Raw genomic sequence first — 20,603 nt, forward strand, 5'->3', positions numbered from 1 at the left:
TAATTTGTTTTTTTTATCATTTTCTTCTAATAAAATAAAAAAATTCTCATTTTTTTCTCATTTTTAGATATAATAGAAGAAAAGGAGAATACATTATGGAATATAATCATGAAAAGATAAAAGAGTATTGGAATCGTTATATTGCTGGTTTTGAAAAATTACCTGATCATTTAGAGGGATTGGATGATCGTATTTTAAATTCATGGAAAAGATCTGTTGGAAGAATTAATCCTTATTCAGCACCAACAAAGCTTTCAAAAGACGAATTGCAAGATTTAATAAATAAAAATGAAACACTTATTAAAGTTGCTTTACCTTATATGATTAAGTTTTATCAAGTGGCTCAAACAGCAACTCAAAACGTATTACTTGCTGATAATAAAGGAAGACAACTTATAAATGTATCAGCAGAAAATCAAGATTTAAAAAAATTAATGACAAAAGCACTTGTTGAAAATGGTATTGATTATTCAGAAGAAGCTTGTGGAACAAGCTCACTAGCTGTTTGTTTACATGAAGATTCACCTATTTTATTACAAGGTTATGAACATTATCGTACCTTATATCATGATTTATCCTGTTTTAGTGCACCGATTCATTCGCTTGGAAATCAACAAGTAGGTAGTATTTGTATTACTGGAAAGATGGAGAATTATCAACCTTTTATTATGAGTGCTCTCATTATTATGATACAAGCAATTGAAAATGAATTACGTTTAACGCAAGCTAATAATATCTTACAAAATGTTGTTGATAATATTTCACAAGGTTTTATTTTGTTAGATTCTTCTTATAAAGTCATGCAATATAATGAACAAGCAGCAAAGATTTTAGAAATCAATACAGATTTATTAAATCATCATTTAAATGATTTCTTTATTGATGACTTTTCATTATTACCAAAAAGTCATCAAAGTACTCCTTATACACTCACTAAAAAGAATCATCTAAAAATACCTCTTTCACTACAATTTATACCTTTACAAGAAAATAAACAAAAAGATATGTATCTTATGATGATGACATCATTTAATGATTTTAAAATGGAAACAAGTATGAAAGTAGGTTATATAGCTAAATATTCTTTTGATGATATTATTGGAGAATCTATCGCAATGAATAAAGTAAAAGAGTTAGGAAAAATGGCTGCTAAAACAGATTCTAATGTTTTAATTGTAGGAGAAAGTGGAACAGGTAAAGAATTAACAGCCCAAGCTATTCATAATGATTCTTTAAGAAGAAGTGGACCTTTTGTAACACTTCATTGTAGTGCGATTCCTAATGAAATGATGGAAATTGAATTATTTGGTGATGAAAAGAGTTATCAAATGGGAAAGATTGAACTTGCAGAAAAGGGAACATTGTTTTTAGATGAAATTGAATATATGTCATTTGAATGTCAATCTAAGCTTTTTGAGTTTTTAAATAATAAAATACTTCATCAAAGAAAAATAGATGTTCGTATGATTGCTTCAACACAAGCAGATTTATTATATCGTGTTAATCAACAGCTTTTTAAAGGAGAACTTTATTATAAATTAAATGTCATGAATATTGTTATTCCACCTCTTAGACAAAGAAGAGATGATATTATGCCTTTGGTTTCTTATTATTTAAATAAGTATAGTCATATTTTAAGAAAAGAGATCACAGGGATTGAAAAAGAATGCAGTGAAGTTTTAGTGAATTATAATTGGTTAGGGAATATTCGAGAGCTTGAAAGTACGATGGAACATTTAATTAATATTTCTAAAACAAAGATTTTATTATTTAATGATTTACCTGCAAATATTGTCACAAGCTATATGACACAAAAATATACCAGTGGTCAAACAGATCAAATTAAATCCCCTGAAGTTGTTGAATATGGAGAAATTATACGTTTATTAAAACAAGAACATGGACATATGAAAACAGTGGCTAAGTTGTTAGATATGCCATTAAGTACACTTTATCGTAAGTGTAATAAGTATAATATTGAGCCTAAACAATATAAATCTTGGTAGGAGAAAATTTATGAAAATCGTAGAAGAATTATCAAAGAAAATAAAGCTTACTGAAACTGAAAAAGAAATACTTGAATATATGGTAGAAAATCTAGATGTTTTACCAAAGTTATCTTCAAGAAAATTGGCTGAAAAAACGTATACTTCACCAACGACTATAGTACGTTTTGTCAAGAAATTAGGTTATCAAAATTATAATGATTTTAAATATAATATTATTTCTAAACTAAAAAATAATAATGAAGAAAGTCAAATAACCTCTCATGAAAAAGCATTATCTGTTTTAAATAAAGTTGAAAAAATACAAATTGAAGCGATGAATGATTTTAAAAATAAAATCTCTTTAGAAACATTTCAAGAAATAATCGATGCATGTTATCAACATCAATATATTGATATAATCGCTAATGATTGTAATGCGATTTTAGGAAAATATGCTTTACATTATTTAAGTTCATTAGGAAAGATCGTACAGGTTTATCATGAAACAGATCAACAAATTTATGCCAGTATGAATGTTCCTCATGATCATTTAGTCATTATTATTAGTAAATATGCTTTGCATGAAACACTTTTAAATTGTGCTTTAACTTTAAAAAGAAGGCATATTAAAACGATTGCTATTACGAATCATCAAGAAAATATCTTATCAAAAAGATGTGATTACGTATTAGCTATTCCTTTTTATACAAATAAAGATCGTTTTGATGAACTACAATTTCATATAACTGTTAAATATATTTTTGATTGTCTATTTTCAACTTTATATTCATATGATATTGAAAAAGCTAAACAGATGACAAAGGTTCATACCGCTATCTTTTTTGATAAGATGTAACATTGTTACATCTTGTTTTTTTATTCTTGTAAACAATGTTACACAATCAACTTAAAGCCTTGTGAAAACACTTACAATTTCTATAATGACAAGTGGAGGTAAGAGAAAATGAAAAATATTATGTTAGTATGTGGGGCAGGAATGTCTACAAGTTTATTAGTTACAAAAATGGAAAAGGCAGCAAAGGCTTTAGGTGATGAGGTCCATATTTTTGCTTTACCGATTTCAGAAGGAATTAAAAGATTACAAGAAGTGGATTGTTGTTTACTTGGACCACAAGTAAGATATGAAAAGAAAAATATTGAACAAAAGATTCAAGAGTTAGGATTAAGTGTTCCTTTTGATGTTATTGATATGAGAGATTATGGTACTATGAATGGTGAAAAGGTATATGCCTTTGCTAAAGCATTAATGGGTGAGTAGGATGGCATTTCCAAAAGATTTTTTATGGGGTGGAGCGAGTGCAGCTCACCAATTTGAAGGAAATTATCATGGTGATGGTAAAGGACTTTGTTCAGCTGATTGTGTTACACGTGGAGATGGTAGAAAGAATATTCAAAGACGTGTCACTTTTAAAACGCCTGATGGAAAAGTAGGGTCACAAGTTGTTTTTCCATATGATGATTTACCTGAAGGGGCGATTGTTCAATGTTTGGATAATGAATATTATCCAACACATGAGGCTGTTGATCATTATCATCATTATAAAGAAGATATTGCTTTAATGGCAGAAATGGGCTTTAAATGTTATCGTATGTCTATTAATTGGTCACGTATTTATCCTTTAGGATATGGAAAAGTTAATGAAGAAGGTTTGAAATTTTATGATGATTTATTTGATGAATGTTTAAAGTATGGTATTGAACCGGTTGTCACACTTTTCCACTTTGAAACACCATTACAACTTGTTAATGAAATGGGTGGTTGGATTGATCGAAGATGTGTTGATTATTTTGTTGAATACTGTAAAACTGTTTTTACTAGATATCAAAATAAAGTGAAATATTGGATGACTTTTAATGAAATCAACAATATGGAAATTCTACCACTCTATGCTGGAGGTATGGTTAAAAATGATGATCAATCTAAAGCCGTTGGTTCTTATCATCAATTTTTAGCCAGTGCTAAAGCTGTTAAATTGGCACATCAAATCAATCCTGATATGAAAGTAGGAATGATGATTGCTTATACAGCTTGTTATGCTTTAACATGTAATCCAATTGATGAATTAAAGAAAATGAAAGATGATCAAATCAGGCATTTTTATATGGATGTTCAATGTCGAGGGGCTTATCCTTCATATAAATTAAAAGAATATGAAAGAAAAGGAATTGTTTTACCAATTCAAGAAGGTGACTTAAATATATTAAAAGAAGGCACAGTAGATTATATTGGTTTTAGTTATTATTCAAGTTCTTGTGTTTCTGGTGATCCAAAACAAGAAACGACAAGTGGAAATATGACAACATCTGTTATTAATCTGTATCTTGAAAAAAGTGCTTGGGGTTGGTTAATTGATCCTATAGGCTTAAGAATAGCGTTAAATCAACTACAAGAAAGATATCAACTACCTTTATTTATTGTAGAAAATGGTTTAGGAGCATTAGATCAATTTGAAAACGGAAAGATTCATGATGATTATCGTATTGATTATTTAAGAAAACATATTCAAGCTATGAAAGATGCTATTGAAATAGATGGTGTTGATTTAATGGGTTATACCCCTTGGGGATGTATTGATCTTATTTCTGCAGGAACTGGAGAAATGCAAAAAAGATATGGTTTTGTTTATGTAGATAATGATGATTTAGGTAAAGGAACTAAAAAACGTTATAAAAAAGATTCATTTTATTGGTATCAAAGAGTTATTCAAAGTAATGGTAATGATTTAGGAGAATAATTATGATAGGAACCATTGCAGCGATATTAACAACAGGTTCATTTTTGCCACAAGCTTTCAAAGTCATTAAAACAAAAGATACAGAAGGTATTTCTTTATTAATGTATATCATGAATGTAACAGGTATCTTTTTATGGTTTATTTATGGTTTAATGATTCATGATGGAGCACTTATTATAGCAAATGGTATTACGTTTGTTTTATCATCTATTATCTTAATATGTAAATTAAAATATAAATAGGAGAAAGATTATGCTTCATAAAGTTAAGGTTACAGTTATTGATAAAAAATGTTATGTTGATTTACAAGAACAATACTGTCATGATCCTAAGTCAGGACCTTGTCCTTGTTATCAAGTAGGAGATGAATTTATTTTTGAAAGATATGGTGGCAAAGATGACTATTGGCATGGTGGCTTAAATACTCTTGTTAAAACAAAAGGGAATCCAGAGATGATTGCTGGTGGAAGTAAAATGCCTTTTTGCTCGGAGGTATGGGATGCTATTTCTAGATATATTTATACAGGCCTTCAAGGTGGTTCAATCATGAAAGGTTGGATGAAGGATGAAAATACGATGATTACTTGTTGTAATGATGGTACAAGACCTGTTATTTTTAAAATTGAAAGACTTGATTATAAGGTTTTATATGTTGATGATTTAAATAATGACCAAATAACAACACTTACTTCTTTAGAAAATGTATCATCAATTGAAAAGAAAGAACAATGGATTGAAGTTTTTCTACGTCATGAAATAGATAATCAAAGCTTATTGAATTATTGTCAACACCATGGAATCCATGTATTAAAAATAGATGAATAATCTTAATAAATCAATTGTATTTTGAGACAAAAATTGCTATTATAACAGTGGAGAAATTGTCTTCAAAAATCAGGAGATTCCCTGCCAAACAGTGGGAGCTAAAAAATCAGGAAATTCCTTGCCAAACAGTAGGAGCTAAAAAATCAGGAGATTCCCTGCCAAATAGTGGGAGCTAAAAAATCATAGATTTCTTATAAGAAATCAAATACTTATACGAAGAGATAACCTCTTCGTTTTTTTATTATCTAAAAGGAGCTATATTTATGAAATTATATGAAATTGATAGTCAATATATGGAATATTTATACAAAGCAGATTCAAAAGTTTTAATACATAATAGTGGAAATCATCAAAGAAAATTTATTGCTATAAAAGTATTAATAAATGGTTATAAGTATTTTGTTCCATTATCTTCACCTGATAAAAGAGATTATTATAATGATCAAGATGGTCATAAAAGAGTTCAATTTACACGAGTTCCAACTATTAAAAGAATATTTAATGGAAATCCAACGGTTGAATCATATCTAGGAAAGTTATTATTTAATAATATGATTCCTGTTCCTGAAGGATGTTATCATGAGTTTAATATTTTTTTAGAAAAAGATTTAAAGTATAAGGGATTATTAATAGATCAAGTTCAGGTTTTAAGAAGTTTTAAAAATCAAGAGGATATATTGAGACGAGCACAAATTGTTTATAAACTGAAAAAAAGAAAATCTTCTTATAATTATATAAAATTAGCAACGGTTGATTTTGAATTATTGGAAAGAAATTGTGATGAATGGAATAAGGTGTTTATAAAATAAGGATGTTAATGATTTGTTCAAAAAAATATACTATAATAATGTAAGAAACGAAAGGAGAGACTTATGAAAAAATATTTAGCGTTTGATGTTGGGGGAACATCTGTCAAATATGCTGTTGTAAATGAAGAAGGAGAAGTGTCTTCATCAAATAAATTTAAAACACCAGATACACTAGAAAAAATGTATCAAGAAATAGAAAATGTAGCTCATGAATATCAAGATGTAGAAGGAATCGCTTTATCAATGCCAGGAGCTGTTGATAGTGATGGTGGTATTATTTATGGTTCAAGTGCTATCGATTATATTCATGGTCCAAATATTAAAGAAGATTTAAAACAACGTTTAAATAAAGATGTTGAATTTGAAAATGATGCTAACTGTGCGGCCCTTGCAGAAGTATGGAAAGGTGTTGCATGTCATGAAAATGATTGCTGTTTTATTGTTAGTGGGACAGGAATTGGTGGAGCAGTTATTAAAGATCGTCATGTTCATCATGGAAATGCATTACATGGTGGAGAATTTGGTTATATGATTATGAGATATGATCAAGATGAAAAGAAATATTATACATGGTCAGATGATGGATCAACTGTTGCGGTAACTAAAAGAGTAGCTAAGGAATTAGGCGTTGATTATCATACTTTAGATGGTAAAGAAGTTTTTGATCAAGCAGATAATAATGAAGTTTATAAAAAATATGTTGATGAATATTATCGTACTCTTGCAATGGGTATTTATAATTTACAATATGCTTATGATCCAAGCATGATCATTATTGGTGGAGCTATTTCATCAAGAAGTGATTTATTAGATAAAGTCAATGAACAATTAGATATTATTTTTTCTCAATTAACGCATGCACATGTACGACCAAATATTAAAGTATGTCAATTTGGCAATGATGCAAATTTAATTGGAGCAACTTATCATTATATTCAAAGACATTAAGGAGGATTTTATGAATAAAGCAATACCTAAAATTAATACACAACTTAGAAGTCATACAATTCTTGTACCTGAAGTTTATCGTGAAGCTACAGGAGTTTTAATTAATGGAAAAAGAATTAAATCACTCGTTTTTTCAACAGATGTAGCGGTGATTGCTAATTGTAATGCGGATGCTGTTATTGCAGTTTATCCTTTTACACCAACAATACAAATTACAGAAGCAATTATTTCAGTTGCGCAAAGACCTGTTTTTGTTGGTGTTGGTGGTGGAACAACTGCCGGTAAACGTGTTGAATCGATTGCTTTAGATGCAGAGTTACATGGAGCAACAGCTGTTGTTTTAAATGCACCAACAACAACTGAATTTGTTCAAAATCTAGCAGATGATATTGATATTCCTGTTGTTTTAACAATTGTTTCTTTAAATGAAGATTTAGAAAAAAGAATGTTACATACAAAAGCAAATATTATAAATGTATCTGGAGGAAAAGATACTGTTAAAATCGTTAAAAAATTAAGAGAAATTGATCCTAATTTCCCTATTATTGCTACTGGTGGACCAACAGAAGAAACAGTTAGAGAAGTTATTCAAGCAGGAGCAAATGCTGTAACCTTTACACCACCTACAAATGGTGAAATCTTTAAAGGAATGATGGAAGAATATCGACATAGATATGATTAAGAGGAGAAATCCTCTTTTTTTTTGAGATGATTTTCTATATAATTGACAAAGAGGTGAATGAAATGAAACAATATTTAGATATGTGTCAATATATATTAGAAAACGGTCAAGATAGAGATGATCGTACAGGAACAGGAACACGTAGTGTTTTTGGCTATCAAACACGTTATGATTTAACAGATGGTTTTCCTTTACTTACAACAAAGAAAATGTTTTTAAGACCTATTGCTGAAGAATTATTATGGTTTATTAAAGGAGATACTAATATAAAATATCTTGTTGATAGAAATGTGAAGATTTGGAATGAATGGCCTTATGAGGCTTTTAAGAAAAGTGAAGATTTTCATGGAGAAACTTTAGAAGAATTTGTTGCTAAAATCAAAGAATTACCAGCAGATGATCCATTTGTTGTTAAATATGGTGAATTAGGACCAGTTTATGGTAGACAATGGCGTAATTTTAATAATGAGGGTGTTGATCAAGTAGCAAAACTTGTTGATTCATTAAAAAATAATCCATTTTCAAGAAGACATATTATTTGTGCCTGGAATCCAGCAGAAGTTGATGAAATGGCACTTCCACCATGTCATGCTTTTTTACAATTTTATGTAAGCAATGATAAAAAATATTTAAGTTGTCAATTATATCAAAGAAGTGCAGATACATTTTTAGGAGTACCATTTAATATTGCATCTTATGCTTTATTTACAGCAATGCTTGCTCAAGTATGTGGGTACAAACCAAAGGAATTTGTGCATACTATAGGAGATGCTCATATTTATAAAGATCATTTTGGTGTTGTTAAGGAACAAATTTCTAGAACTCCTTATCCTAAATGTCAACTTGTTTTAAATCCAGAAGTTAAATCTATTTTTGATTTTACAATAGATGATATAAAAATTGAAAATTATCAATCTCATGGTAAACTTGTTGGAAAGGTGAGTGTCTAATGATTTCTATTATTGTAGCAACAGATGATGATTTATTAATTGGTAAAAAAGATTCTTCTAATGGAATGCCTTGGCATAATAAAGAAGATTTACAACATTTTAAAAAAACAACACTTCATCAAACAATTTTAATGGGAAAAACAACATACATGGCAATAGGAAGACCACTTCCTCATAGAAAAACAATTGTTGTAACACGTGGTGAATTAGATGATGAACGTGTAGAAGTAAGACATGATTTAGTAGAAACGATTCAAGAATATAAAAATAAAAAGGAAGATTTATTTATTTGTGGAGGGGCTTCTATTTATAAGCAAGCACTTCCTTATGTAGATGAGTTGATTATTTCTAGAATACCAGGAAAACATGAAGGTGAAACTTATTTTCCTAAGTTTGATGATTTTGATTTTAAATTAGTGAAACAAGAACAATTAGAAACATTTACATTACAAATATATAAAAAGGGATGATTATATGAAAAGAATTATTTTAGTTGTATTAAGATGTATTTTTAAATTACCTTATTGGTGGTTTTATAAATTAAAACAATATCAAAATAAAGAAAAATATCCAACAATTGATGAAGGATATCAATTTATACATAATGTTGCTGATGAAATTGTAAAAAAAGCAAGAGTAGATTTAGAATGTTATGGTTTAGAAAATCTTCCTCAAGAAAATGGATATCTCATTACTCCTAATCATCAAGGATTATTTGATATTGTGGCTGTTTTTAAAACACATGATAAAACAGCTAAATTTGTATTAAAAAAAGAATTAGCATCTACAATTTTAATTAAAGATGTTGTTAAAACATTAGACTATTATGCTTTAGATCGTAGTAATATTAGAGATGGTGCAAAAATGGTCAAAAATGTTTCTAAAGAAATAGAAGCAGGTATGAATTGTGTTATTTATCCAGAAGGAACACGTTCTAAACAAGGAAATAAAATGGGTGAATTTAAAGGTGGAACCTTTAAAATTGCTTTAAAATCTCATTGTCCAATTGTTCCAGTAGCAATGATTGATTGTTATCAAGTATTTGATAACAATACAATTAAACCCGTAAAAGCACAAATTCATTATTTAAAACCAATTGAATATGATGAATATAAAGATTTAAAAACACCTGAAATTGCTGCTCTTGTTCAAAGTAGAATTCAAGCGTGTATGGATGAGTATTGTTAATGTTTATACATGTAAATGGTGTGCGCTTGTTTTATGAAAAACAAGGAACAGGGAAACCTTTAATTTTACTTCATGGAAATGAAGAAGATCATCGTATTTTTGATGAAGCTATAGAATTATTAAAAAAGCATTATACTGTTTATGCTGTTGATTCTAGAGGACATGGTCAAAGTGATAAAGTTCTAGAATATCATTATCTAGATATGGCAAAGGATATCCAAGAAATGATTGAACAACTTGAATTAAAAGATGTTTCTTTAATGGGAAGTAGTGATGGAGCAATTATTGGTTTATTAATAGGAAGTCTTTATCCAAAACTTGTAGATCATTTAATTCTTGCAGGAGTCAATGTTAAACCCAATGGTGTTATATTAGAAGTTTATCAAGAAATGAAGGAACAATATCAAAAAACAAAAAATCCTTTAATTAAAATGATGTTAGAAGAACCCCATATTTCTAATCAACAACTTCATCAAATAGAAGCTAAAACATTACTACTTGCAGGAAGTGATGATTTAATTAAATTAGATCATATTGAACGTATTTCACATCATATTAAAAACTGTGAGTTTAGAATTCTCGAAGGAGAAGATCATAGCAGTTATATTATTCATAACAAAAAGATTGCTAAAATTATATTAGAAGAATTAAAATAAAGAACCGTTAAGGTTCTTTATTTGTTAAGAAGTAATGATGCTTTTTCAATATATTTTTGATGATGTTTATCAAAAATACAATCAGGATCATGATAATAAGTTTCTAAAACATCACACATTTTAAGTAGTTCACTATAAGCATCATGAACTTTATTTTTAGTTGAATGATTTTTAATAGCTTGAACGATAATATCCATTTCTTCATTTTCAAACAATAAACTTTCTTCTAATATCTTTCTAGCAAGTTCACTTGAAAGTTGAGCATGATTAAATGAAGTATTATTTTTATAAACGGAATAATCATGTAAAAGTCCCATGATAGCGCATAATTCATCATCTAATTGCATATAATGACTATAGGCAATACACAAGGTTGATACTCCAAATAAATGACGATAGCCTTGTCTTTTTTTATTTCCAAAACAGTTTTTTTCAAGTTCTTGATAAACAATTTTTTCAATTTCTAAATATCTTTTCATCGTCTAAGTCCTTTAGGATATAAATTTTTAACTTGATTATTACTTTCTTTATAGAAAGAAAGAGGATAACCATCTACAAAAATAACACCATATCCTTTTTGATTATTTCCTTTTAATGTTAAACCAGAAAGATAATCTTTTACTTCTTGACTATCACATTTAAAATCATAAGATCTTTTAACATCTTCTTTATTTAAAGTAAGAGCAAGTGAAAGACTTGGTTCAAATCTCCCTTTTTTACATTCTCCTAAATAAAGACCATTTCTTAAAACTTTGATTGGAAGTTCAGGAAAATGATTTAAAATGGCATAGACATGATTATTTGATTGATAAAGATAAGGTGGTACAGAAATATTTAAGTTTTCTTGATAAAACTTTTGAACAAGTTGTAACTGTTCTTTCTTTAAATTTGGTTTTAAGATTTTTTCTTTTGAAACAGCTGTTTCTGTTGTTTTTTGTAACATAGCTATAAATTGTCCTTCACCACGATTAATATGAGGATACATTCTAATAGTCCCTTCAATAAAACCATCAGACATGCCTTCTTTTTTATCAATAGGAAGTAATTTCATTCCTAATTCATTGATCATATATTCAACTTGTTTTTCATTTTCTTCTAAAGAATAAGTACATGTAGAATAAATTAAAATTCCATCTTTTTTAAGCATTTGATAAGCTTGATCAATTAAATTTCTTTGAATATAAGCACATTCATTTACTTTTTGCATTGACCAAGTATTGATAGCTTCTTTATCCTTTCTAAACATACCTTCTCCAGAACAAGGAGCATCTAAAATAATCTTATCGAAAAAACTTTTAAACTTCATTTTTAAAGGATCACAATTTGTTACAATTGTATTTTTTAATCCAAATCTTTCAATATTACTTGATAAAATAGAAGCACGTAATTTAGAAATATCATTAGCAATCATTAATCCTTCATTAGAAAGACGACTGGCAACATAACACGTCTTACCTCCAGGAGCACCGCACATATCTAAAACATAATCATTTTCTTTGATATCTAAACATGATGCAACGCTCATAGCACTTGGCTCTTGAATATAATAAAGTCCACACATAAAATAAGGACTTTTTCCTAATGGATAATGAAGATAATCAAAATAATACCCACCATCTACATAAGGATGTTTTTCTATATACTGATGATTTAAATGATTTAAAACATCCTTTTTTAAAGGATTTAAATAAAATCCTTTAACTTCATTTTCATTTAAAGAATTAATAAAAGCATCAAAATCATCTTTTAATAATTCTTTCATTCGTTCAATAAATAATTCATTCATTACATTTTCCCCTCAATAAAATAAGTTGCTTCCATATCGGCAACACTTAATGCAAAAGCAATAGGAAACATTTCAAAAGCTTTTCCAACATTTCTAGCATCTTCATTTCCAGAAAAGCCCATATGATATCTGATCGCAAAAGCTTCTTCTCTTGTAAGACGCATATAACCACTGATCATATAAACACTTTTTTCACCATGACCATAAGGTAATTGATCATCATATTCATAGTTTGGTACTTGAATCCATTGACCATCTTTTTTAACATTACGTGTTCCCTTTTTATAACAATTAATTTTACATAAATCATGTAATAATGAAACAATCGCAATTGTTTCTTCACTATAATGCATTTGATATGTATCTTTCACTCTTTCTCTTTGAAGATAATCTTTCAAACAATCATATACATTTAAACTATGTTCAAGTAATCCACCATCATAGCTTCCATGAAATCTTGCACTGGCAGGTGCTTCAAAGAAATCAGAATGTGGAGATAATAAATATTCAAGAAGTTTTTCACTTCCAGGTCTTTTTATATTTGTTTTATATAATTCTATAAATCTTTCTTTATTTGTCATAATCATTCCTCTTTTTTTTATATTTTATCGAAAACATGCTTTTTCTTCAATAAAAGTATGAAATAAAATATCAAGGACATACTAGAAATGAAAGAAGGAATAAAATGAAAAGATATATTATAACGTTGATACTTTTAATAACTTGTACTTTTACTTTAACAGGCTGTAGAAATCAAACAACAGATAGTGGTTTTAAAGGGAATGTAGAAATTGCTTGGGATGATGTAAAAGATGATTTTGATCAGATAGATCAAGATGTTGAAAATGATACCTCTAAACAAGATGTTAAAGCTTTAACACAAACAATTTTAGATGGTTATGATAAAATCAAAGAAGGAATTACTCAAGACAATCAAGAGGAAGCTAAAAAAGTTTATGAAGCTGCAAGTCGATTAGAGTATATAGAAAAAAATACAGATCAAAAGTTATCAAGTGAAGAAAAAGAAATTTTAGAATTAGGAAAGAAAACGAAAACATTGATGATGCATTATTATGGAAATGGGGAAGGTGTTTTTCAAGATGCTGTAGATGATGTAGAAAATGGGATTGATCGCGTAAAAAATTTTACTGAAGAAAAATGGAATGATTTTAAAGATAAATTAGAGTAGGGAATACTCTTTTTTTATTTTTTGCTTGTTTTATAATAAAGGTCTTGTTATAATAATAAGGCACACAAGCCCGAATGGCGAAATTGGTAGACGCAGCAGACTCAAAATCTGCCGGTGTAACAGCTGTACCGGTTCGAGTCCGGTTTCGGGCACCATACTTGCGGGTGTAGTTCAATGGTAGAACTTCAGCCTTCCAAGCTGACTACGTGGGTTCGATTCCCATCACCCGCTCCAAGTGATGATAACATCTCTGATGAGATGTTTTTATTATATTTAAAACAAATGGTTGACAGATGGTGACAATTTGTATATAATGTAATCACATTTGATATAAATACTGTGAAAAGAAAGAGTAGACGTTGATCTTTAGCGTAGAGATTTCCTGGTAGGTGAAAAGGAAAGTAGAGATTTTTGTTGAATTCATCTTGGAGTAGAGTGTTGAACAGTTTTAAGTAGGCATCTCCGGTTACACCCGTTAAAGTGGAAGAGTATGATTGTACTCGATGAGGTTAGTATAGTAATATACTAATAAACAAAGGTGGTATCACGAAGCGATAGCTCTCGTCCTTAGAGGATGAGAGCTTTTTTATTTATATCAAGGGAAATGAAGAAAAGGGGACAATTAATATGATTATTGTAATGAAATCAACAGCATCTAAAGAAGATGTAGAAAAAGTATCAGGATCAGTAGAAAAATTAGGGTTAAGAGTAAATGTTGTAAATGGGGCAACACAATCAGTTATTGGAATTATTGGAGATACAACAAAAGTAGATCCAGAATCGATTGAAGTCGATCCAGCCGTAGAAAAGGTCATGCATGTATCAGAACCATATAAATTAGCTAATAGAGCTTTCCATCCAGAAGATTCAGTCATTGATGTTGGTGGCGTTAAAATTGGTGGTGGACATCTAGCAGTGATTGCAGGACCATGTTCAGTAGAAAGCAAGGAACAAGTCATTGAAATCGCTAAAGCAGCCAAAGCAGCAGGAGCAAATCTTTTAAGAGGTGGAGCATTCAAACCAAGAACATCACCATATGCCTTCCAAGGAATGGGATCAGCAGGATTAGATATTCTAGTAGCAGCTAAAGAAGCAACAGGACTACCAATCGTTTCAGAATTGATGGATGCAGAATACTTAGATGAATTCATTGAAAAAGTAGACTTGATTCAAATAGGAGCAAGAAACATGCAAAACTTTGATTTATTAAAGAAAGTAGGGAAAGCAACAAAGAAACCTATTTTGTTAAAAAGAGGATTGAGTGCAACATATCAAGAATGGATCATGTCAGCAGAATATATCATGGCAAGTGGAAATCCAAATGTCATCTTATGTGAAAGAGGAGTAAGAACATTTGAATCATATACAAGAAATACATTAGATTTACAAGCAATCCCAGTGATCAAAGAATTGACACACTTACCAATCATTATCGATCCAAGTCATGCCGGAGGAAAATGGTGGTTAGTGAATCCAATGGCAAAAGCAGCATTAGCAGCAGGATGTGATGGATTAATGATAGAAGTGCATAACAATCCAGAAAAAGCGTTATGTGATGGACCACAATCATTAAAACCAGCCAAATTCGAACAATTAATGAAAGAAATAAAACCAATTGCAGATGCAGTAGGTAAAGAAATTTAAGGTGATTAAAATGGAAATGATCGTTAATTTAAAGGAACATAGTTATCCTATTTATATAGAAAAAAATATTTTAAAACATGCAAATGAAAAAATAAAAGAAATTTTTAAAGGAAAGAAAATTATGATCATTTCCGATGATCAAGTTTATCCTTTGTATGGTGATGATTTGACTTTAAATCTTGAAAAAGATTTTAAAGTCAATCATGTTATCGTTCCTCATGGAGAAAAATCAAAACGTTTTGATATGTTACCAACACTTTATAAAGCATGTTTAGATTTTAAACTTACTAGAACAGACTTAATCATTGCTTTAGGTGGTGGTGTGATTGGTGATATGGCAGGATTTGTTGCAAGTAGTTATTTAAGAGGTGTTAAACTTGTCCAAATACCAACTTCATTACTTGCACAAGTGGATAGTTCTGTTGGTGGAAAAGTGGCAGTTGATTTACCTGAAGGTAAAAATCTTGTTGGGGCTTTTTATCATCCTTCAATGGTTTTGATTGATCCATGTACATTAAAGACATTAGATCCACATTTTATTAGTGATGGCATGGGAGAAGTTATTAAATATGGATGTATTAAAGATAAAAAATTATTTGATCAATTAAATTCTTATCAAAATTTTGAAGAACTCTATGAATTTATTGATGAAATCATATATAATTGTGTCAACATCAAAAGAGAAGTTGTTGAAAAAGATCAATTTGATTTTGGTGATCGTTTATTACTCAACTTTGGTCATACATATGCTCATGCAATTGAACAATATTATCATTATGAAAAATATTCTCATGGTGAAGCAGTAGGTATTGGAATGTATCAAATTACAAAACTTGCTGAAAGTCTAGATTTGACAAAAGCAGGATCTTCCATGCAAATTAAAGAAATTTTACAAAAATATAATTTACCTTATGAATGTCAAGTTGAAACAAAGAATCTTATTCAAGCTATTTCCTTAGATAAAAAGAATATTAATAATTCATTATCTGTTGTTTTATTAAAAGAAATAGGAGATAGTTATGTTTATCAAACAAATCAAGAATTTTTATTAAAAAAAGAAAGGGTATAAAATGAGTCAAATTAAGTTAATTCCTACAAAACTAAAAGGAAAAGTATCTGTTCCACCTTCAAAATCATTAGCACATCGTGCAATTATTGCTGCTAGTCTTGCTAAAGGTATTTCAAGAATTGATCATATTGAATATTCTCAAGATATTAAAGCAACAATTCATGCAATGGAAGCACTTGGAACAATCATAGAACAACATGAAGATTATTTAATTATTAATGGAAACTATACGTTTACTAAAAATAATACCATGCCAGGAGTACAAATAGATTGTGAAGAATCAGGATCTACACTTCGTTTTATGGTACCTATTTCTCTTGTTAAAGAAAATAAAGTACGTTTTATAGGAAGAGGACAATTAGGGAAAAGACCATTAGATACTTATTATGAAATTTTTGAAAGACAAAATATTGGTTATTTATATCGAGAAAATGTTTTAGATTTAAATGTTGTTGGTGAATTAAAACCTGATTTATATCGTATTCCAGGTAATATTTCATCACAATTTATTACTGGTTTATTATTTGCACTTCCTTTATTATCATTTGATTCTATTATTGAAATTACGACACCACTTGAAAGTAAAGGATATATTGATTTAACTTTACAAATCTTAAAGCTTTATGGTATTGAAGTTATTAATCATGAATATAAACAATTTATTGTAAGAGGTAGACAAGAATATAAAGCAAGAGATTATCGTGTTGAATCTGATTTTTCTCAAGCAGCTTTCTATTTAGTAGCAGGTGCTTTAGGAAACGATGTTACATTATTAGATTTAAATTTAGATTCTTTACAAGGTGATAAAGCAACAATTGATTTTTTAAAACAGATGAATTGTGAAATTGTGGAAAATGATGAAGGAATTAAAGTGGTGAGTCATGGTTTAAAAGCGACAACTGTGGATGCGAGCCAATGTCCTGATGTTATTCCAGTTGTTTCTCTTGCTTTAGCACTTGCAAATGGACATAGTGAAGTTATCAATGCCGGACGTTTACGTATTAAAGAATGTGATCGTCTTCAAGCAACGGTAGAAGAATTAAATAAATTAAAAGCACATGCAGTTGAACATGAATCATCTATGGAATTAGATGGTGTAGAAACTTTAACTGGTGGAAATGTGTCTAGTCATGATGATCATCGTATGGCCATGATGCTTGCGATTGCTTCTACTGTATGTCAAGAACCAATCATTATTGATAATAAAGAATGTGTAAAAAAATCTTATCCAAGTTTTTGGGAAGATTTCGAGATGTTAGGAGGAAAGATTGATGGGGGCAACTTATAAAAATAATATAGAACTTACAATTTTTGGTGAATCCCATGGAAAAGCTATTGGTATTACCATTGGCAATCTTCCTAGCGGTATTCAAATTGATTTAGATGAAGTTTCGCGTGATATGAAAAGAAGAGCACCAGGACAAAATAAAATGTCCACAGCAAGAAAAGAAGCTGATCAAGTCGAAATTTTATCAGGATTGCAAGATGGCATTACTACAGGGGCACCTCTTACAGGAGTCATCTATAATAGTGATCAACATTCTAAAGATTATTCTTTACTTAAAACAAATATGCGACCAGGACATAGTGATTATCCAGCTTATATTAAATATAAAGGATTTAATGATGTCCGTGGGGGTGGTCATTTTTCTGGAAGAATTACAGCTCCAATCGTTTTTGCGGGAAATATTGCTAAACAAATTTTAAAACAAAAAGGAATTCAAGTAGGGGCACATATTTTATCAATTGGAAAAATCAAAGATGAAAAATTTCCAGTGGATGTTGATGATGCTTTATTATCAAAATTGAGTGAAAAACAATATCCAACAATTAAAGATGATGTTTTTGAAAAAATGGAAGAAACTATTTTAAAAGCTAAAGAAAATTTAGATAGTGTTGGTGGAAAAGTTGAATGTGTTGCTTTACATGTTCCTGCTGGAGTAGGTGAACCTTTCTTTGATTCTTTAGAAAGTCATTTATCTTCTTTAATGTTTTCAATTCCAGCCGTTAAAAGTGTTTCTTTTGGTGATGGAGAAAGTATTGATGAAATGTTAGGTAGTGAAGCTAATGATTGTTATTATTATGATGAAGAAGGAAATGTAAAAACTTCTACAAATCATAATGGAGGAATCACTGGTGGTATTACAAATGGTATGCCTGTAAGTTGTACGGTTACTTTTAAACCTACACCTTCAATTGCTAAAAAACAAAAGACGATTAATATTGAAACAAAAGAAAATGTTGAATTAGAAATAAAAGGAAGACATGATACTTGTATTGTTCAAAGAGCAGTTGTTGTTGTAGAAGCAATGATGGCTTTAGGAATACTTGATATGATGGGGGAATAAGTATGAAAGATTTAAAACAATGTCGAATTGAAATAGATGAAATTGATCAACAATTAATGGAACTTTTTGAAAAACGTATGGCTCTTTCTAAAAGTGTAGTGGAATATAAAATTGAAAACCATTTAGAAATCTTTCAACCTGAAAGAGAAAGAGAAGTTATTGAAAAAAATTTAAATCGTTTAAATAATGATCAATTAAAAGAATATGCAAGATGTTTTATTCAAGAAATGATGACAGTTTCTAAATCTTATCAATCAGATTTATTACCTCTTGAATTAGATAAAAATATTAAAACAGAATTTAAAAAGAATCCTGTTGTAGGTTATCAAGGAATTGCAGGAGCTTTTTCACAAAGTGCTGTAGAAAATTTCTTTGGTGAAGGAACTAAAAATATTGGTTATAAAGATTTTGAAGATGTTTATGTAGCTTTAGAAAATGGAGAAATTGATTATGGTGTTTTACCAATTGAAAATAGTTTAACAGGTTCAATTAATGATAACTATGATTTAATTAGAAAATATGGTTTCTATATTGTAGGAGAAACAGCAGTTAATGTCAGTCAATGTTTAATGGCACTTCCAGGAACAAAGATTGAAGATATCAGACAAGTTTACTCACATCCACAAGGATTAGCACAATCAAGTGAATTTTTATATCAACATCGTTATATTGAACAAAGACCATTTCAAGATACAGCTATGGCTGCTAAATATGTAATGGATTCAAAAGATCCAACTAAAGCAGCAATTGCATCACCACTTGCATGTAAACTTTATGGTTTAGAAATGTTAAAAGAAAATGTACAAAATAAGAAAAACAATAGAACACGTTTTATGGTGATTTCAAAAGAACTTATTTGTCCAAAAGAAAGTGATAAAGTTTCAGTGATTTTCACTTTACCACATCAAGTTGGAGCATTAGATAACATGTTACAAACAATTAAACAAAGTCAAATTAATATGGATCGTATTGAATCAAGACCAATTGAAACACAATATTGGCAATACTATTTCTATATTGATTTTGAAGGAAATATGCATGAAGAAAGAATTCAACGTGCTATTAATAAAATGAAAGCAAATAGTACAACATTAAAAGTATTGGGAAATTATAAAAGGGCGTAAGAATGAAAAATATTATATTAGTGGGAATCATGGGGTGTGGTAAAACAACCATCTCCAAATTATTATCAGAAAAATTAAAAATGCCAGTCATTGATATGGATGAATATATTGAAAAGAAATATCAATGTACAATACCTGATATGTTTGCAATCTCAGAAGATTATTTTAGGGATAGAGAAAGTGAAGCATGTTTGGATATGGCGAAACTTGATGGATATATTATTTCTACAGGAGGGGGAGTCATCAAGAGAAAGAAAAATAGAGATGTTTTAAAACAAGCAGGATCTGTTTTCTATATTGATCGACCTGTAGATAATATTGTAACTGATGTAGAAATAGCACATCGACCATTATTAAAAGATGGACCAGAAAAACTTTATCAACTTTTTGATGAAAGACATCAACTTTATTTAGATAGTTGTCACTATCATGTAAAAAATGATGGAACATTAGATGATATTGTTAATAAAATTGTAGAAGATGTTCAAGAAGACTAGACTTATAAGTTTAGTCTTTTCTTTTTTTCTAAATTTCTTAGCTATAAATTTAGGAAGTCTCAAATTTGTTTTAAGTTTGTCTCAAGTTTTTATAATAACTAGGTAAAATAATTTGATTATTGTATAATAGAAACACAAAAAGAG

Annotated in this window: 23 protein-coding genes, 2 tRNA genes and 1 other annotated feature; of the genes, 22 read left to right on the top strand and 3 right to left on the bottom strand. The window is 29.2% G+C overall.

Going from position 1 to position 20,603, the window contains the following annotated elements; translation table 11 throughout:
- Nucleotides 1-95 precede the first annotated feature (95 nt).
- From ACLVEP_RS01205 to ACLVEP_RS01265, 13 genes are all read left to right on the top strand, one after another.
- Nucleotides 96-2,006 (top strand): sigma-54 interaction domain-containing protein, encoded by a 1,911-nt coding sequence (locus ACLVEP_RS01205; protein ID WP_412582270.1) that lies wholly within the window; start codon nt 96-98, stop codon nt 2,004-2,006.
- Nucleotides 2,007-2,016: 10 nt separating this feature from the next.
- Entirely contained in the window at nt 2,017-2,844 is an 828-nt protein-coding gene (locus ACLVEP_RS01210; RefSeq protein ID WP_412582272.1) for a MurR/RpiR family transcriptional regulator, read from the top strand.
- Between the two features lie 108 nt (nt 2,845-2,952).
- Nucleotides 2,953-3,267: a PTS sugar transporter subunit IIB gene (locus ACLVEP_RS01215; protein WP_412582274.1), complete on the top strand. Its 315-nt coding sequence runs from the start codon at nt 2,953-2,955 to the stop codon at nt 3,265-3,267.
- A 1-nt stretch (nt 3,268) separates the two neighbouring features.
- Nucleotides 3,269-4,744, top strand: coding sequence for a glycoside hydrolase family 1 protein (locus ACLVEP_RS01220; RefSeq protein WP_412582276.1), 1,476 nt, complete (start codon nt 3,269-3,271; stop codon nt 4,742-4,744).
- A gap of 2 nt (nt 4,745-4,746) precedes the next feature.
- A complete protein-coding gene (locus ACLVEP_RS01225; RefSeq protein ID WP_412582277.1) occupies nt 4,747-4,986 on the top strand; it encodes a SemiSWEET transporter in 240 nt (79 codons plus the stop codon).
- Nucleotides 4,987-4,996: 10 nt separating this feature from the next.
- Nucleotides 4,997-5,569 (top strand): TIGR04076 family protein, encoded by a 573-nt coding sequence (locus ACLVEP_RS01230; protein ID WP_412582279.1) that lies wholly within the window; start codon nt 4,997-4,999, stop codon nt 5,567-5,569.
- A gap of 263 nt (nt 5,570-5,832) precedes the next feature.
- On the top strand, nt 5,833-6,378 hold the full coding sequence (locus ACLVEP_RS01235; RefSeq protein WP_412582280.1) for a type III toxin-antitoxin system ToxN/AbiQ family toxin: 546 nt from the start codon (nt 5,833-5,835) through the stop codon (nt 6,376-6,378).
- 63 nt (nt 6,379-6,441) lie between these two features.
- Entirely contained in the window at nt 6,442-7,326 is an 885-nt protein-coding gene (locus ACLVEP_RS01240) for an ROK family protein (protein ID WP_318001090.1), read from the top strand.
- A gap of 10 nt (nt 7,327-7,336) precedes the next feature.
- Complete coding sequence (locus tag ACLVEP_RS01245) at nt 7,337-8,008, top strand: hydrolase (protein WP_032091681.1); 672 nt, start codon at nt 7,337-7,339, stop codon at nt 8,006-8,008.
- A gap of 62 nt (nt 8,009-8,070) precedes the next feature.
- A complete protein-coding gene (gene thyA / locus ACLVEP_RS01250; RefSeq protein ID WP_412582283.1) occupies nt 8,071-8,958 on the top strand; it encodes a thymidylate synthase in 888 nt (295 codons plus the stop codon).
- Nucleotides 8,958-9,428, top strand: a complete 471-nt coding sequence (locus tag ACLVEP_RS01255; RefSeq protein ID WP_318001087.1) for a dihydrofolate reductase — start codon at nt 8,958-8,960, stop codon at nt 9,426-9,428. Before thyA ends, ACLVEP_RS01255 begins: the two co-directional genes overlap by 1 nt.
- A gap of 4 nt (nt 9,429-9,432) precedes the next feature.
- Complete coding sequence (locus tag ACLVEP_RS01260) at nt 9,433-10,146, top strand: lysophospholipid acyltransferase family protein (RefSeq protein ID WP_412582285.1); 714 nt, start codon at nt 9,433-9,435, stop codon at nt 10,144-10,146.
- Nucleotides 10,146-10,802: an alpha/beta hydrolase gene (locus tag ACLVEP_RS01265; RefSeq protein WP_317991669.1), complete on the top strand. Its 657-nt coding sequence runs from the start codon at nt 10,146-10,148 to the stop codon at nt 10,800-10,802. The genes ACLVEP_RS01260 and ACLVEP_RS01265 overlap by 1 nt, the downstream gene beginning before the upstream one ends.
- A gap of 17 nt (nt 10,803-10,819) precedes the next feature.
- Here ACLVEP_RS01265 and ACLVEP_RS01270 read toward each other — a convergent pair whose 3' ends face one another.
- From ACLVEP_RS01270 to ACLVEP_RS01280, 3 genes are read right to left on the bottom strand one after another with little or no spacing between them, the layout of a single operon-like run.
- A complete protein-coding gene (locus ACLVEP_RS01270) occupies nt 10,820-11,281 on the bottom strand; it encodes an HD domain-containing protein (protein WP_412582288.1) in 462 nt (153 codons plus the stop codon).
- Nucleotides 11,278-12,588: an RsmF rRNA methyltransferase first C-terminal domain-containing protein gene (locus tag ACLVEP_RS01275; protein ID WP_412582289.1), complete on the bottom strand. Its 1,311-nt coding sequence runs from the start codon at nt 12,586-12,588 to the stop codon at nt 11,278-11,280. The genes ACLVEP_RS01270 and ACLVEP_RS01275 overlap by 4 nt, the downstream gene beginning before the upstream one ends.
- Nucleotides 12,588-13,169 (bottom strand): hydrolase, encoded by a 582-nt coding sequence (locus ACLVEP_RS01280; RefSeq protein WP_412582291.1) that lies wholly within the window; start codon nt 13,167-13,169, stop codon nt 12,588-12,590. The genes ACLVEP_RS01275 and ACLVEP_RS01280 overlap by 1 nt, the downstream gene beginning before the upstream one ends.
- A gap of 104 nt (nt 13,170-13,273) precedes the next feature.
- On the opposite strand from ACLVEP_RS01280, the gene ACLVEP_RS01285 reads away from it, so the two are divergent.
- From ACLVEP_RS01285 to ACLVEP_RS01325, 9 genes are all read left to right on the top strand, one after another.
- The gene (locus ACLVEP_RS01285) at nt 13,274-13,777 is read left to right on the top strand and encodes a hypothetical protein (RefSeq protein ID WP_318001185.1); all 504 of its coding nucleotides are present in this window, start codon (nt 13,274-13,276) and stop codon (nt 13,775-13,777) included.
- A gap of 68 nt (nt 13,778-13,845) precedes the next feature.
- Nucleotides 13,846-13,932, top strand: a tRNA-Leu gene (locus ACLVEP_RS01290).
- Nucleotides 13,933-13,937: 5 nt separating this feature from the next.
- Nucleotides 13,938-14,011 (top strand) — tRNA-Gly (locus tag ACLVEP_RS01295).
- Nucleotides 14,012-14,107: 96 nt separating this feature from the next.
- Nucleotides 14,108-14,349 (top strand) — a binding site (T-box leader).
- Between the two features lie 55 nt (nt 14,350-14,404).
- The gene (gene aroF, locus ACLVEP_RS01300) at nt 14,405-15,421 is read left to right on the top strand and encodes a 3-deoxy-7-phosphoheptulonate synthase (protein WP_412582294.1); all 1,017 of its coding nucleotides are present in this window, start codon (nt 14,405-14,407) and stop codon (nt 15,419-15,421) included.
- A 10-nt stretch (nt 15,422-15,431) separates the two neighbouring features.
- Nucleotides 15,432-16,490, top strand: coding sequence for a 3-dehydroquinate synthase (gene aroB, locus ACLVEP_RS01305; RefSeq protein ID WP_412582296.1), 1,059 nt, complete (start codon nt 15,432-15,434; stop codon nt 16,488-16,490).
- Nucleotide 16,491: 1 nt separating this feature from the next.
- Entirely contained in the window at nt 16,492-17,778 is a 1,287-nt protein-coding gene (aroA, locus tag ACLVEP_RS01310; protein WP_412582298.1) for a 3-phosphoshikimate 1-carboxyvinyltransferase, read from the top strand.
- The gene (aroC, locus tag ACLVEP_RS01315; RefSeq protein WP_412582300.1) at nt 17,762-18,838 is read left to right on the top strand and encodes a chorismate synthase; all 1,077 of its coding nucleotides are present in this window, start codon (nt 17,762-17,764) and stop codon (nt 18,836-18,838) included. The genes aroA and aroC overlap by 17 nt, the downstream gene beginning before the upstream one ends.
- A gap of 2 nt (nt 18,839-18,840) precedes the next feature.
- Entirely contained in the window at nt 18,841-19,962 is a 1,122-nt protein-coding gene (gene pheA, locus ACLVEP_RS01320; RefSeq protein WP_412582302.1) for a prephenate dehydratase, read from the top strand.
- 2 nt (nt 19,963-19,964) lie between these two features.
- Nucleotides 19,965-20,459: a shikimate kinase gene (locus ACLVEP_RS01325; RefSeq protein WP_412582303.1), complete on the top strand. Its 495-nt coding sequence runs from the start codon at nt 19,965-19,967 to the stop codon at nt 20,457-20,459.
- The last annotated feature ends 144 nt before the right edge of the window (nt 20,460-20,603 follow it).

The organism is Faecalibacillus sp. (assembly GCF_047023275.1).
Taxonomy (GTDB): domain Bacteria; phylum Bacillota_I; class Bacilli_A; order Erysipelotrichales; family Coprobacillaceae; genus Faecalibacillus.

Excerpts from the sequence above, each read along its gene's own strand:
- aroA (WP_412582298.1), top strand. The coding sequence starts at position 16,492 with ATGAGTCAAATTAAGTTAATTCCTACAAAACTAAAAGGAAAAGTATCT.
- ACLVEP_RS01255 (WP_318001087.1), top strand. The coding sequence starts at position 8,958 with ATGATTTCTATTATTGTAGCAACAGATGATGATTTATTAATTGGTAAA.
- aroB (WP_412582296.1), top strand. The coding sequence starts at position 15,432 with ATGGAAATGATCGTTAATTTAAAGGAACATAGTTATCCTATTTATATA.
- ACLVEP_RS01210 (WP_412582272.1), top strand. The coding sequence starts at position 2,017 with ATGAAAATCGTAGAAGAATTATCAAAGAAAATAAAGCTTACTGAAACT.
- ACLVEP_RS01235 (WP_412582280.1), top strand. The coding sequence starts at position 5,833 with ATGAAATTATATGAAATTGATAGTCAATATATGGAATATTTATACAAA.
- ACLVEP_RS01275 (WP_412582289.1), bottom strand. The coding sequence starts at position 12,588 with ATGAATGAATTATTTATTGAACGAATGAAAGAATTATTAAAAGATGAT.
- thyA (WP_412582283.1), top strand. The coding sequence starts at position 8,071 with ATGAAACAATATTTAGATATGTGTCAATATATATTAGAAAACGGTCAA.
- ACLVEP_RS01225 (WP_412582277.1), top strand. The coding sequence starts at position 4,747 with ATGATAGGAACCATTGCAGCGATATTAACAACAGGTTCATTTTTGCCA.
- ACLVEP_RS01260 (WP_412582285.1), top strand. The coding sequence starts at position 9,433 with ATGAAAAGAATTATTTTAGTTGTATTAAGATGTATTTTTAAATTACCT.
- ACLVEP_RS01220 (WP_412582276.1), top strand. The coding sequence starts at position 3,269 with ATGGCATTTCCAAAAGATTTTTTATGGGGTGGAGCGAGTGCAGCTCAC.
- ACLVEP_RS01205 (WP_412582270.1), top strand. The coding sequence starts at position 96 with ATGGAATATAATCATGAAAAGATAAAAGAGTATTGGAATCGTTATATT.
- ACLVEP_RS01215 (WP_412582274.1), top strand. The coding sequence starts at position 2,953 with ATGAAAAATATTATGTTAGTATGTGGGGCAGGAATGTCTACAAGTTTA.
- pheA (WP_412582302.1), top strand. The coding sequence starts at position 18,841 with ATGAAAGATTTAAAACAATGTCGAATTGAAATAGATGAAATTGATCAA.
- ACLVEP_RS01245 (WP_032091681.1), top strand. The coding sequence starts at position 7,337 with ATGAATAAAGCAATACCTAAAATTAATACACAACTTAGAAGTCATACA.
- ACLVEP_RS01270 (WP_412582288.1), bottom strand. The coding sequence starts at position 11,281 with ATGAAAAGATATTTAGAAATTGAAAAAATTGTTTATCAAGAACTTGAA.
- aroC (WP_412582300.1), top strand. The coding sequence starts at position 17,762 with ATGGGGGCAACTTATAAAAATAATATAGAACTTACAATTTTTGGTGAA.
- ACLVEP_RS01280 (WP_412582291.1), bottom strand. The coding sequence starts at position 13,169 with ATGACAAATAAAGAAAGATTTATAGAATTATATAAAACAAATATAAAA.
- aroF (WP_412582294.1), top strand. The coding sequence starts at position 14,405 with ATGATTATTGTAATGAAATCAACAGCATCTAAAGAAGATGTAGAAAAA.
- ACLVEP_RS01230 (WP_412582279.1), top strand. The coding sequence starts at position 4,997 with ATGCTTCATAAAGTTAAGGTTACAGTTATTGATAAAAAATGTTATGTT.
- ACLVEP_RS01285 (WP_318001185.1), top strand. The coding sequence starts at position 13,274 with ATGAAAAGATATATTATAACGTTGATACTTTTAATAACTTGTACTTTT.
- ACLVEP_RS01265 (WP_317991669.1), top strand. The coding sequence starts at position 10,146 with ATGTTTATACATGTAAATGGTGTGCGCTTGTTTTATGAAAAACAAGGA.
- ACLVEP_RS01325 (WP_412582303.1), top strand. The coding sequence starts at position 19,965 with ATGAAAAATATTATATTAGTGGGAATCATGGGGTGTGGTAAAACAACC.
- ACLVEP_RS01240 (WP_318001090.1), top strand. The coding sequence starts at position 6,442 with ATGAAAAAATATTTAGCGTTTGATGTTGGGGGAACATCTGTCAAATAT.